Origin of the sequence: Agrobacterium salinitolerans, from assembly GCF_027498475.1 — a bacterium.
Taxonomy (GTDB): domain Bacteria; phylum Pseudomonadota; class Alphaproteobacteria; order Rhizobiales; family Rhizobiaceae; genus Agrobacterium; species Agrobacterium salinitolerans.
Genome location: NZ_JAPZLN010000003.1, coordinates 118,500 through 131,819, shown reverse-complemented (window position 1 = coordinate 131,819; position 13,320 = coordinate 118,500). Strand labels below are relative to the sequence as shown.

General features: G+C 59.1%; 11 protein-coding genes. 7 read left to right on the top strand and 4 right to left on the bottom strand.

Translation table 11 applies throughout. The features are described 5' to 3' along the window. Positions 1 to 77: 77 nt before the first annotated feature. Positions 78 to 1,427 (bottom strand): oxygen-independent coproporphyrinogen III oxidase, encoded by a 1,350-nt coding sequence (gene hemN, locus O9X91_RS12595; RefSeq protein WP_142912265.1) that lies wholly within the window; start codon positions 1,425 to 1,427, stop codon positions 78 to 80. 213 nt (positions 1,428 to 1,640) lie between these two features. Between hemN and fnrN the strand changes: the two genes are divergently transcribed. After that, entirely contained in the window at positions 1,641 to 2,366 is a 726-nt protein-coding gene (fnrN, locus tag O9X91_RS12590; RefSeq protein ID WP_077982228.1) for a transcriptional regulator FnrN, read from the top strand. A gap of 524 nt (positions 2,367 to 2,890) precedes the next feature. Here fnrN and O9X91_RS12585 read toward each other — a convergent pair. After that, complete coding sequence (locus O9X91_RS12585) at positions 2,891 to 3,316, bottom strand: hypothetical protein (protein WP_269825644.1); 426 nt, start codon at positions 3,314 to 3,316, stop codon at positions 2,891 to 2,893. Positions 3,317 to 3,454: 138 nt separating this feature from the next. Between O9X91_RS12585 and O9X91_RS12580 the strand changes: the two genes are divergently transcribed. From O9X91_RS12580 to O9X91_RS12555, 6 genes are all read left to right on the top strand, one after another. Beyond that, positions 3,455 to 5,314 carry a PHA/PHB synthase family protein gene (locus O9X91_RS12580; protein ID WP_269833477.1) on the top strand — a complete coding sequence of 620 codons (1,860 nt, stop codon included), beginning with the start codon at positions 3,455 to 3,457 and terminating at the stop codon, positions 5,312 to 5,314. A gap of 30 nt (positions 5,315 to 5,344) precedes the next feature. Further along, a complete protein-coding gene (gene sfsA, locus O9X91_RS12575; RefSeq protein WP_077982224.1) occupies positions 5,345 to 6,064 on the top strand; it encodes a DNA/RNA nuclease SfsA in 720 nt (239 codons plus the stop codon). 31 nt (positions 6,065 to 6,095) lie between these two features. Continuing rightward, positions 6,096 to 6,935, top strand: coding sequence for a type I methionyl aminopeptidase (map, locus tag O9X91_RS12570; RefSeq protein WP_173989629.1), 840 nt, complete (start codon positions 6,096 to 6,098; stop codon positions 6,933 to 6,935). Positions 6,936 to 6,949: 14 nt separating this feature from the next. After that, on the top strand, positions 6,950 to 7,783 hold the full coding sequence (gene radC / locus O9X91_RS12565; RefSeq protein ID WP_269824644.1) for a RadC family protein: 834 nt from the start codon (positions 6,950 to 6,952) through the stop codon (positions 7,781 to 7,783). Positions 7,784 to 7,920: 137 nt separating this feature from the next. Next, on the top strand, positions 7,921 to 8,343 hold the full coding sequence (locus O9X91_RS12560; protein ID WP_077982221.1) for a TadE/TadG family type IV pilus assembly protein: 423 nt from the start codon (positions 7,921 to 7,923) through the stop codon (positions 8,341 to 8,343). A gap of 1 nt (position 8,344) precedes the next feature. After that, the gene (locus O9X91_RS12555) at positions 8,345 to 10,084 is read left to right on the top strand and encodes a TadG family pilus assembly protein (protein WP_077982220.1); all 1,740 of its coding nucleotides are present in this window, start codon (positions 8,345 to 8,347) and stop codon (positions 10,082 to 10,084) included. Positions 10,085 to 10,158: 74 nt separating this feature from the next. Here O9X91_RS12555 and O9X91_RS12550 read toward each other — a convergent pair whose 3' ends face one another. Continuing rightward, on the bottom strand, positions 10,159 to 11,535 hold the full coding sequence (locus tag O9X91_RS12550; protein ID WP_077982219.1) for a class II 3-deoxy-7-phosphoheptulonate synthase: 1,377 nt from the start codon (positions 11,533 to 11,535) through the stop codon (positions 10,159 to 10,161). A gap of 249 nt (positions 11,536 to 11,784) precedes the next feature. Further along, positions 11,785 to 13,173 carry a glutathione-disulfide reductase gene (gene gor / locus O9X91_RS12545; RefSeq protein WP_077982218.1) on the bottom strand — a complete coding sequence of 463 codons (1,389 nt, stop codon included), beginning with the start codon at positions 13,171 to 13,173 and terminating at the stop codon, positions 11,785 to 11,787. Positions 13,174 to 13,320 lie beyond the last annotated feature (147 nt).

Below are 13,320 nucleotides of genomic sequence, written 5' to 3'. Positions count from 1 at the left end.
CGCACCACATAGGCAAGTCACACAAAAAAGCCAATGGTTTCGTGACGTAACTTTGAAATTTGCCCCAAAACTGTTGCCTAAACAGCAACCGAATGACGGCCACGTCCGTTACCGAGATAGGTGTCGAAGATTGCCGCGATGTTACGCACGAACGGCTTTCCAACCTCTGTTACGGCAAAAACATCCGCATGCAGACGCACCACGCCATCCCTGTCGCCTGCGGCAAACTGTTGCGCCTGGGCTCTCACGGAATGGCTCACCTTCCCGAAACGATGCTGCAAGTCCGAAAGATCGACAGAAAAATCGCACATCAGCCGCTCAATGACATGCGAGCGCAGATGATCATCCCGCGATAACTCTATACCCTTCACGACGGCAAGGCCGCCCTCGCCCACCATGCGCTGATATTCGCCCGTCGCCACCATGTTCTGCACATAGCCCTGCGGCAACCGACCGATTGATGATGCACCAAGCCCGATCAGCGCATCGGCCGTGTCGGTCGTATAGCCCTGGAAATTCCGGCGCAGCGCACCCGCTTCGGCGGCCTGGCATAAGGTGTCCGCCGGCTTGGCGAAATGATCGATCCCGATTTCGCCGTATCCGGCCTGCCTCAGCATTTCGCCCGCCATCGTCATCTGGCGATAACGCTCGGCAATGTCGGGCAGCGCGTGTTCGGGGATCAGCGACTGGTGTTTTTTCATCCACGGCACATGGGCATAACCGAAAAGCGCCACCCGGTCGGGATCGAGCGAGACGATCTGGTCCACGGTCTTCTTCAGCGTCTCGCAGGTCTGGAACGGCAACCCATAAAGAATGTCGCAATTGACGGAGTGAACACCCCTCGCCCGCACCGCATCAACGACGGATTTCGTCTGTTCGAAAGACTGGATGCGGTTGATGGTTTTTTGCACTTTGTCATCGAAGTCCTGAACCCCGAGGCTTGCCCGCGACATGCCGATGGCGGCAAGCGCATCGTAGCGGCTGTCATCCAGATCGTTGGGGTCCATCTCGACACTGATTTCAGGTGCGAGCCCGAAAGTGAAATGACGCCGCAGACAGTCCATCAGGCTCTTTATGTCCTCCGGTTTCAGCATGGTGGGCGAGCCGCCGCCGAAATGCACGGCACTCACCACCGCATCCGGCGAAACCAGCGCGCCGACGGCTTCGATTTCCTGTTTAAGTGCTTCAAGATAAACGGCAATCGGCTCGTATTTCAGCGTGTGCTTGGTGTGGCAGGCGCAGAACCAGCACAGCCGGTCGCAATAGGGAATATGCAGATAAAGCGACAGGCGATTCCTGTGACCGAGCGCGCCGAGCCAGCGGCGATAGATGCAATTATCGATTCCCTCGTGGAAATGCGGCGCGGTCGGATAGCTCGTGTAACGTGGCACTGCACCCGAATATTTGTGAAGAAGTTCGGTATTCATCGCCCGATTTGCCTTTTATCAAGAAAATGTCGATTTCCTCTCTCTCAGTAGCGGCTGCGACAGTTTGCAACTTTGACTTCAATCAAATTGCGCCGTAAGTTCTTGCTAAAGTAGACGCGGGGGCGACGGCTACGTGGCGAAAGCCTTGCATGAGACCGGATTTGACACCTACGGTCGCAATCGTCCTGAAAAAGCCAGCATTGGAAAAGGCTTATGGACACGCTGCAGAAGACCATCCACAATTCGGAAGAACCTGTCGTTTGTCGCTCCTGCGAGGCGCGCCATGGCGGGCTTTGCAGCAGCCTGACGCCGCAACAGCTTTGCGAACTGAACCGCCATTCCAGCCGCAAGAAACTTGAAGCGGGCAATGAGCTTCTCGGTCAGGGCGAACTCGTCACCTCCTACGGCAATATTTTGAACGGCGTGGTGAAGCTGTCGAAAATGATGTCGGATGGCCGCCAGCAGATCGTCGGCCTGCAATTTGCACCGGACTTTCTCGGCCGCCCGTTCATGGCGGAAAGCAAGATGACGGCGGAAGCCGCAACCGATGTGGAGATTTGTCTCTTCCCGCGCCGCGTCGTCGACCGCATGGTTTCCGAAGTGCCCGATATGGAACGCAAGCTTCACAACCAGTCCCTGAAGGAACTGGACGAGGCGCGCGACTGGATGCTGACGCTCGGGCGCAAATCGGCGCAGGAAAAGGTTGCCAGCTTCCTTTATTTGATCGCCACCCATATCGACCCGGAAAACGACGACAAATCCTGCTTCGACCTGCCGCTCTCACGCGCCGATATCGCCGATTTCCTTGGCCTCACCATCGAAACAGTTAGCCGCCAAATGACCAAGCTGCGCAAGGAAGGCATTATCCGTATCGAGAACAACCGGCATATCACCGTGCCTCATCTCAACGCGCTGAGCGAAGCCGCGGGCAACGACTGACGGAATTCGTCCTCTCACCGGCCCTGAAGCACAGGTGTTCCGAAATTGATGTCCGGCGCCCGCGCCTGAGCGGGTGCAAGCGCAAAACCGGCAAGAACCAGCAAAGCGGCGATGCATTTCATGATATTTCACCCCGTGCCCCGCTTTTTTTAAGCGGCCTGTTTGTTATGGCCGCATCATAGCTGGCAAACCGCATCCATCCGCTTAAGATCTTGGGTAAGCGGATAGTTCAAAGGCAGGGTAAAGAAGGGGTTATGATTGCCGGACGGCGCGCGCCGTCTAATGTCTTTACGGAAGGCTCGGCATCGCCACAAGTTTCTTCTCCCCGCCGGGGAGAAGGTGGCCCGAAGGGTCGGATGAGGGGGCAAGCTCGCGGGTTATCACTACCCTCGCCCCTTCATCCCGCTGCCGCGACCTTCTCCCCGGCGGGGAGAAGAAACAAGCGGCAATCGTTCGTTCCATTGGGGGGATGTGAAGACGTTAAAGCGCAGTCTAGCGAACCGCGTCAAATGCCCGGCATAATCTCACTGCGAAGCAGCAGGTGTCGCAACCGGCTTCTGGTTTTCGGCGAGCGCCCGCAATTCGGCAACCCGGCGATTATATTCAGCTTCGGAAATCTGCCCGTTTTTCCGCGCCGCGCCGAGACGCGAGAGGTTTGCTTCCATGGTGGAAGCCTCATCCTCACCCATCTGGGTGCCGGCGGCCGTCAGCGGCTGGGCGAAAGTGGGATAGGTGCCGGTGTTGCGCTTCTGGCTGACCGCCGTGTCGCTGACCGGGCGCGGGCCGACGATTTCGGCCGTCGGGCGGCGCATATGGGCGGGCGCGACAATCGGCTCCGGAGCCTTGCAGGCGGCAAGTGCGGCGGCGAGCATTACGCCGGAGAGCGAAAGAACAGCGATTCTTGCCGCATTTTCCGCATATGTTCCCCATGTCCCCATGTGCTTGCCCATCGTCATGTTCCGCCTGTAAGGATATCGCCGATATCGAATTCGACTGCGGTTCGGCCCTTTGCGGCCTCCCCTTGCTGGTGGAACTTGTATTCGTTTTCATGCAGAATGTGCAAACACAAATTTGGTGGAGGATGGCGCATGGCAGGTGTTGACGGCGGCGGTGAGAAAAAGGGCGGCAAAACGCCCGGCTTCGACGCCAGTTCCGCCGAGGCCTACCTGATCCGCGACCCGGAAACCTTCGCGATCAACATCGCCCGTGCGCTCGAAAATCTTGGCAAAGCCGCCTCAGAATGGCTGGCGCCGCGCGAACGCGGTGACATCCCCCAAACCAGCGCCGATCCTGTGACCGATCTGGTCAAGACGCTGTCCGATGTCGCCGAATATTGGATGGCCGAACCGAAGCGCTCGCTCGAGGCGCAGACCCATCTTCTCTCCAGCTACTACGATCTGTGGACGAAATCGCTGGCGCAATTTTCCGGCGACGCCGATTCGCCCGCGGAAAATGTGGCCGAAAGCGGGCCTGCACAACGCAGAAGCAAGCGTTTTGCCGATGCCGACTGGCAGACCAATCCGTTCTTCGATTTCCTGCTGAAAGCCTACCAGACCACGGTCGGTTTCGCCGACCGGATGGTGACGGAAGCCGATGGGCTGGATGAGCATACCCGCACCAAGGCGCTGTTCTACATGCGGCAGGTGACGGAGGCGCTTTCGCCGGCCAATTTCGTCTTCACCAACCCGCAGGTCTTCCGCGAAACGGTCGCCTCCAGCGGTGCCAACCTCGTCAAGGGCATGGCGCAACTGGCCGAGGATGTCGCGGCCGGCAACGGTCACCTGAAACTGCGCCAGACCGACTACAGCAAATTTGTCATCGGCCAGAATATCGCCGTCACACCAGGCAAGGTGGTGGCAAAAAGCCCGCTCTGCGAAATCATCCATTATGCCCCGACGACGGAAAAGGTCTTCAAACGGCCGCTGCTGATCGTCCCGCCCTGGATCAACAAATTCTACATTCTCGATCTCAACCCGCAGAAATCCTTCGTCGGCTGGTGCCTTGAACAGGGCCACAGCGTCTTCATGGTCTCCTGGATCAACCCGGATGCGCGCCTCGCCGACAAGGGCTGGGACGACTACGTCAGGGAAGGTATCGATTTCGCGCTCGACACGATTGAGGAGCGGACCGGTGAAAAGGACATCAACGCCATCGGTTATTGCGTCGGCGGCACGCTTTTATCCTCCGCGCTGGCGCTGCATGCGCAGCAAGGCGATGAGCGCATCCGCAGCGCCACGCTACTGGCCGCCCAGACCGATTTCACCCATGCCGGCGATCTCAAGGTCTTCATCGATGAAGGCCAGCTGGCGGCGCTGGACAAGCACATGCAGGCGGTCGGTTATCTCGATGGCTCGATCATGGCGACCGTATTCAACATGCTGCGCGCCTCCGATCTCATTTGGCCCTATGTGGTCGATAACTACCTGCGCGGCGCCGAGCCCCTGCCCTTCGATCTGCTCTACTGGAACTCCGATTCGACCCGGGTGACCGCCGCCAGCCACTCGTTTTATCTGCGCAATTGTTATCTCGAGAACAATCTCGCCCGTGGGCTGATGCGGGTCGCCGGCAAGCGGATCAATCTCGGCGATATCAAAATCCCGGTCTATGATCTCGCCACCCGCGACGACCATATCGCGCCGGCGAAATCGGTTTTCACGGGGGCCGCGCTGTTCGGCGGGCCGGTCGAATTCGTGCTCGGCGCATCCGGCCATATCGCAGGCGTTATCAATCCGCCGCAGCTTGAAAAGTACCAATATTGGACAGGCCCATCACCGGCCGGAGACTTCGACGCCTGGCAGGCCGCCGCCACCGCCCATAAGGGCTCCTGGTGGGTCCACTGGCAGAACTGGATCGAAAACCAGAGCGCCGAGAAGGTGAAGGCGCGTAAGCCTGGAGACGGCAAGCGCCCGGCGCTCGGCGATGCGCCGGGAACCTACGTCCTTTCCTGATCTCACCACCACTCTCATTTTTCAGGCCCCATGTTCTTCACGCCTCCGCTCATTCCCGCCACACTGATTTCCCGCTACAAGCGTTTCCTCTTCGATGCCGTTCTGGAAGACGGCACGGCGATCACCGGCTCCTGCCCCAATACCGGCTCCATGCGCGGGCTGACGACACCGGGCTCCCGCATATGGCTGTCCGAACATGACAGCCCCACGCGCAAGTACCGGCACATGCTGGAAATGGTCGAGGCCGATGGCACTACGGTCGGCATCAATACCGGCATGCCGAACCGGCTGACGGAAGAGGCGATCCTGAACGGCCGAATCCCCGAACTTGCCGGCTATTCGACGATCCGGCGCGAACAGAAATACGGCCGCAATTCCCGCATCGATTTTCTCCTATCCGAACCCGGCCGTCCGGATGCCTATGTGGAAGTCAAGAACGTGCATTTCATGCGCGAGCAAGGCCTCGCCGAATTTCCCGATACCGCCACCAAACGCGGTGCCAAGCACCTGGACGAGCTGGGTGACGCAGCGGAAGCAGGTTACCGTTCGGTGATGCTCTATCTCATCCAGCGCGACGATTGCGACCGGATGCGCATCTGCGACGATCTCGATCCCGTTTATGCGCTGGCGTTTCAGCGGGCAATAGTGCGCGGCGTGGAGGCCTATGCGGTGAAATGCACGGTCTCGCCCTCACAAATTTCGGTCAGCGGAACGGTTAAGATGGACGAATGGCGTCCGGCTGTTTTATGAACAGGAACGTAAAGACACAGAAAGCACTATGATGGTCACCTATATCGACGCAGCCTCCGCCCCCCTCAAGAATACCGGCGTCATCCGCCTCTATACGCCTGAGGATTTCGACGGGATGCGCAAGGCGTGCCAGTTGACGGCCCGCTGCCTCGATGAACTGGCGGCCATCGTCAAGCCGGGTGTGACGACCGACGCCATCGACCGTTTCGTCTTCGAATTCGGCGCCGACCACGGTGCGCTGCCGGCGACGCTGAATTATCGCGGTTATACGAAATCCGTCTGCACCTCGATCAACCACGTCGTCTGCCACGGCATTCCGGATGAAAAGCCGCTGCGTGAGGGCGACATCGTCAATATCGACGTGACCTATGTGCTTGATGGCTGGCATGGCGATTCGAGCCGCATGTATCCGGTCGGCCAGATCAAGCGTGCGGCAGAACGCCTGATGGAAGTGACCTATGAATGCCTGATGCGCGGTATCGCGGCTGTAAAGCCCGGTGCGCGCACCGGCGCCATCGGCGCGGCCATCCAGGCCTATGCGGAAGCGGAGCGCTGCTCTGTCGTGCGTGATTTCTGCGGCCATGGCGTCGGACGCCTGTTCCACGATACGCCCAACATCCTGCATTACGGCCAGCCGGAAGAAGGGCCGGAAATCCGCGAAGGCATGATCTTCACCATCGAGCCAATGATCAATCTCGGCAAACCGCATGTGAAGGTGCTTTCGGACGGCTGGACCGCGGTGACGCGTGACCGTTCCCTCTCCGCGCAATATGAACATGCTGTCGGCGTCACGGCCACCGGCTGCGAAATCTTCACGCTGTCACCGGGTGGTTTTGATCGTCCGGGCTTGCCGCCGCTTCCTCCCGCATAAGGCCAGACCCGCCCATGGCAAAACGCCCCGCCCCGCCTTCCGCCGATCTTTCCAAAACTCCCGGCTTTCAGGCGGGCGAAGGCGATCTGTTCGGCGAGACGGATGAGCGCGGCTTTTTTGCCGAACCGCGAAGCGGCGCGAAAAGGCCGGCAGCCATCGTCGAACAAGAAACCGATGCCGCCCACTATCACGGACATCGCGAGCGGCTGCGCGCGCGTTATCGCGATGGCGGTGACACAGCCCTTGCCGATTACGAATTGCTGGAGCTTCTTCTCTTCCGGCTGATCCCGAGGCGCGATACCAAACCCATTGCCAAGGCCCTGATCGCCCGTTTCGGAACGCTTGGCGGCGTGCTCGGCGCGCCCTTGCCGTTGTTGCAGGAGGTGAAGGGCGTGGGCGAAACCGTGGCGCTCGATCTGAAGCTCGTCGCCTCCGTTTCCCAGCGTATGCTGAAAAGCGAGATCCGCAACAAGCAGGTGCTTAGCTCCTGGTCCTCGGTCATCGATTATTGCCACGCCGCCATGGCCCATGAAACGCGCGAACAGTTCCGCGTCCTGTTCCTCGACAAGCGCAACGTCCTGATCGCCGATGAGGTGCAGGGTCAAGGAACCGTGGATCACACACCGGTCTACCCGCGCGAAGTGGTGCGCCGCGCCCTTGAGCTTTCATCTACTGCTTTGATTTTAATACATAATCACCCAAGCGGAGACCCGACCCCTTCGCGCGCGGATATCGAGATGACCAAGACCATCGTCGATACGGCAAAGCCGCTCGGCATCACCGTCCACGACCACATCATCATCGGCAAGGACGGCCACGCCAGCTTCAAAGGCCTTCGGTTGATCTGAAGAAAACGCGAAAGTTTAACGCGAGCTGCAACCCATAGAGGCGACATCAACACAAAATTAACACCTATAAATTAGCATTTCCGAAAATAATAAATCAAGGCATCGAACCTTGATGCCAAAAGGAACGGGGGTGCTTTATGTTTAATGGAGTGCGTTTCTTTCGCGATAGATCCGGATCGTCTGCTGTCGAGTTCGCCATCGTCGCACCGATATTCTTTCTCGTCCTGCTCACCATGATCGCCTATGGCATTTATCTTATGGCGGCCTATTCAGTGCAGCAGATCGCCGCCGACGCGGCGCGGACGGCGGTTGCCGGCCTCAATACGACCGAGCGCCAGCAGCTTGCCCGGGATTTCGTCACAAAAAGCGACCTCAGTTACGCCTTCATGGACAAGAGCCGCTTCACCGTCGATGTCGCCACCGATCCCGCCAATGCCAACCAGTTTACGGTGAAGGTTGAATATGACGCCCGCGATCTGCCGATCTGGAGCCTCTACAGCTACACCCTGCCCGAACCGGTCATCCGGCGTTTTTCCACCATCCGGATCGGAGGAGTATGACATGCGAGATATTCATTCACTGCTTCCGCGCTTCCTGAAAGATAGAACGGGCAATATCGCCATTTCGGCGGGGCTCACCGCACCGCTTTTCATTGGCATATTGGCGCTCGGTGTCGATTACGGTTATCTGACATTGCAGAAACGGCAATTGCAGCAAACCGCCGATCTCGCGGCCATATCGGCGGCAGCCAACGCCACGGACGCCGAAAAGGCGGTCCAGCAATATTTCGCCCTCAACGGCATGGATCTCGGCGTCAAGACCGACAAGGGTCTTTTGACCGAAAAGGGCCTGCAACCCTTCGATCCCCAGAATGAATTCGCCAACAGCAAGGGTTATGCCGAAGTCATCAAGGGGCACTACGAGCCGGATGCGACAGTCCCGGTCGGCCAGCGTTTCGTCGATAACGCCCTGCCCACCAATGCGATCAAGGTGAACATCGTCGAACAGGGGCAGATATTCTTCGCTTCCGCCTTCACCACGCCCCCGAAGGTTTCGGCGGTTGGAACGGCCTCAGCGCAGAAGATCGCGGCATTTTCAGTGGGATCGCGGCTGGCGAGCCTTGATGAGGGAATTCTCAACAGCCTGCTCGGCGGCCTGCTCGGCACCACGGTGTCGTTGAAGGTCATGGATTACCAGGCGCTTCTCGCCGCCGATGTCAATGCGCTGAAGATCGTTGAGGCGCTGGCCATCGATCTCAACCTCACCGCCGGCACCTATAAGGATGTGTTGCAGACGGAAATCAGCTACGGCAAATTCCTCGACGTGCTGACGAAAACCTCCGGCCTGCAGCCGGCGGTCGTCAACATTTTGAATACGCTGCAAAAAGCGGTCAACAAGAGCAACGTCAAGATCAAGCTCGAAGAAATCCTCAATCTCGGCCCCTTCTCCGACAAGCTGATCGGCACGGGTGAAAACCTCAAGGTCACCGCCGGCGTCTTCGATCTCATCAACGCCGCCGCCGTAGCGGGCAATGGCGGCAACCAGCTGGGCCTTAATCTCAACGCCAATCTTCTCGGCCTCGCCTCGGTCAAGGCAACGCTTGCCATCGGTGAACCGCCCGTCGAAACGCCATCGCTCGCCGTCGGTGGTCAGGGCACCATCGTGCGCACCGCGCAGACCCGGCTTGCGGTCAATGTCGTGGTCGATGGCCTGCAGGCCATTGCCGGTCTCAAGGTCAATCTCCCGCTTTATGTGGAAGTCGCCCATGCCGAAGCCCGGCTCGCCGATATCAGATGCACCGGCGGCGGACAGGGCACGGTGGACGTGGAAGTCGTTCCCGGCGTTGCGGAAATCGCACTCGGCAATGTCGATACCTCGGCCTTTGCCAATTTCGGCAGGGATCCGCGCGTGACCAAGGCAGCCATCGTGGATTCGGCACTGCTTGCCATTAACGGCAGCGCCCTCATCAATGCCACCAATATGACAAAGACGAAGCTAACCTTCACCCAGTCGGATATTACACAGGCCAAGATCAAGAGCGTGTCGACCAAAGACACCGTCACGACGCTGGTCAGTTCGCTGTTGAAGAACCTAAACCTCGATATCAGGCTTTTTTTCATCAACCTTGATCTGGGGGGCCTCGCGGTCATCCAGTCGGCGCTGGCCAACACGCTGGCGACGGTCACAGCGCCGGTCGATCAACTGCTCTACAATGTGCTTCTGGTTCTCGGCGTCAAGATCGGCGAAGCGGATGTCCGGGTGACCGATGTCCGCTGCCAGCAGCCCGCGTTGGTTCAGTAATCTGGCACCACGCACGAAAATGCCGCCGGATGGTCTCCCGGCGGCTTTTTTGTTTTATGCGCTCATTGCCTGGATCAGGCGTTGGCAATCGCCAGACGCTTCTCGTCGCGGCCGCTCTTCATGCGCTCGGATAGCAGGAATGCCAGTTCCAGCGCCTGATCGGCGTTGAGGCGCGGGTCGCAATGGGTGTGGTAACGGTCGGACAGCGAATCCGCCGTCACGGCGCGCGCACCACCGGTGCATTCCGTCACGTCCTTGCCGGTCATCTCGATGTGGATGCCGCCCGGATGTGTGCCTTCGGCGCGATGGATCTGGAAGAAGCTTTCGACTTCCGAAAGGATCCGCTCGAACGGACGCGTCTTGTAGTGATTGAGCGTGATGGTGTTGCCATGCATCGGATCGCAGGACCACACGACCTTGCGGCCCTCCTTCTCCACCGCACGGATGAGCTTCGGCAGGCTGTCCGCCACCTTGTCATGGCCGAAACGGCAAATCAGCGTCAGGCGGCCGGCCTCGTTCGCCGGGTTCAGCGCGTCGATCAGTTCGATCAGATTGTCAGGCGTCAGCGACGGACCGCATTTCAGACCGATCGGGTTCTTGATGCCGCGGAAATATTCCACATGCGCATGGTCGAGCTGACGTGTGCGGTCGCCGATCCAAAGCATGTGTCCAGAGGTCGCGTACCAGTCGCCGGACGTTGAATCGACACGGGTAAGCGCCTCTTCGTAACCGAGAAGCAGCGCTTCATGGCTGGTGAAGAAGTCGGTCTCGCGCAGGCTTGGATTGCTGTCAGCGCTAATGCCGATCGCCTTCATGAAATCCATGGTTTCGGAAATCCGGTCGGCCAGTTTGCGGTAACGATCCGCCTGCGGGCTGTCCTTGATGAAGCCGAGCATCCACTGGTGAACGTTTTCGAGATTGGCATAACCGCCCATCGCGAAAGCGCGCAACAGGTTCAGCGTCGCCGCCGACTGGCGATAGGCGTCGAGCTGGCGCTCTGGGCTTGGAATGCGCGAGGCTTCGTTGAATTCGATACCGTTGATGATGTCACCGCGGTAGGACGGCAGGGAAACGCCATCCTGCACTTCCACATTGGAAGAGCGCGGCTTGGCGAACTGACCGGCAATGCGGCCGACCTTCACGACGGGCAGCTGCGCGCCATAGGTCAGCACGACGGCCATCTGCAGGAACGCGCGGAAGAAGTCGCGGATGTTGTCTGCACCGTGCTCGAGGAAGCTTTCAGCGCAATCGCCGCCCTGCAGCAGGAAAGCGTTGCCTTCGGCCACATTGGCGAGCTGTTTCTTCAGGCGGCGGGCTTCGCCGGCAAACACCAACGGCGGGTAAGTCGCAAGCGTGGCTTCCGTTGCCGCAAGCGCTGCCGCATCCGGATATTCGGGAACCTGCTGGATCGGTTTCTGCCGCCAGCTGCCGGGGGTCCAATTCTGTGCCATGTTCTTAACCCTTTTTTCGCCCGCGCGACGTCGCGCGGCCGCCTCGAAAAATTGAGCGGCTTATAGCTCCAAGCATCGGCTTTGCATAGCCGATCCCTGAGCTAACAGGCTCATTCTGCCCGTTTTGGGCGCTCCAGACGCACAAAAGTCAATTCAAACGATTTAACAACCCCGCCGCCATTCGAAAACTTCGCTTTCAAAGGGCGGCAGGCTGATGGGGGCGGCGATTATATCACGCCTGTACCGGCGTTAAACACGCTCGCCATTCACCACGCGGTAGCTCGGCGAATACATCGTCACCAGTTCCTCGGACGCTGTCGGATGAACCGCCATGGTGCGGTCGAAATCATCCTTGGTGCAGCCGGCTTTCAGCGTGATGCCGAGAAGCTGCGCCATCTCTCCCGCCTCATGGCCGAGAATATGCGCGCCGACGACTTTACGGTCGCTAGCATTGACGATCAGCTTCATGATCGTCTTTTCCTGACGGCCGGACAACGTCGCCTTCATCGGCCGGAACTGTGCGCGATAAACTTCCAGTTCCGGATATTTCTTGCCCGCTTCCTCTTCCGAAAGACCGACGGTGCCGATCTCCGGCTGCGAGAACACCGCCGTTGCGATCAGCTCGTGATCCGGCTTCGTGGGGTTGTTCTTGTATTCGGTCTCGATGAAGCACATGGCCTCGTGGATCGCCACCGGCGTCAGTTGTACCCGGTCGGTGACGTCGCCCAGCGCGAAGATACCAGGCACGTTGGTGCGCGAGTAATCATCAACGATGATCGCGCCCCGCGCATCCAGCTTCACACCGGCGTTTTCGAGACCGAGGCCCTTGGTGTTCGGATCTCGCCCGAGCGCCAGCATCACCAGACCGACATGCAGCGAGCTACCCTGTTTGGTGCGCGCCACGAAACCGCCCGCACCATCCTTGCTGACTTCCTCGATGATGTCTTCGAGAATGATGCGGATGCCCTTGGCCTCCATCGCCTCATGCAGACCCTTGCGCATGTCGTGATCGAACCGCGAGAGGATTTCCTTGCCGCGGTAAATCAGTGTCGTTTCAACGCCGAGCCCATGGAAGATATTGGCGAACTCGACAGCGATATAACCGCCGCCGGCAATCAGGATCGATTTCGGCAGTTCTTCCAGATCGAAGGCCTCGTTGGAGGAGATCGTCAGCTCATGGCCAGGCAGCGCCTTGTGCTCGTTCGGCGTGCCGCCGACAGCGATCACGATACGCTCGGCGGTGAAGGTCTCGCCGGTTTTTGTCAGCTTCACGGTATGGGCGTCGACCAATTCCGCACGGCTGTCGAAAATATCGGCCTTGGCGTTTTCCAGACCCTTGCGGTAGAGCCCCTCGAGACGGGTGATTTCCTTGTCCTTGGCAGCGATAAGCTTCTTCCAGTCGAAGCTGCGCTCGCCGACGCTCCAGCCAAATCCTTCCGAGTCCTCGAAATGCTCCGGAAATTGCGAGGCATAAACGAACAGCTTCTTCGGCACGCAGCCGCGGATGACGCAGGTTCCGCCATAGCGATATTCCTCGGCGATCGCCACGCGCTTGCCGAGCGAGGCCGCCACGCGGCCGCTGCGCACGCCGCCGGAACCGCCACCGATGACGAAAAGATCGTAGTCATAAGCTGTCATAGTCAAAACCCCTGATCAAAACCGCCGTCCTCAGCCTCGAGACGGGCGGCGGCGCATTCACGCCACATATAGGTGCTGCGACGCACAAATGAAAAGCCCGGTCTTGCGGCCGGGCTTTGAATATTTCTGAATTGTCCGTTCACCCAA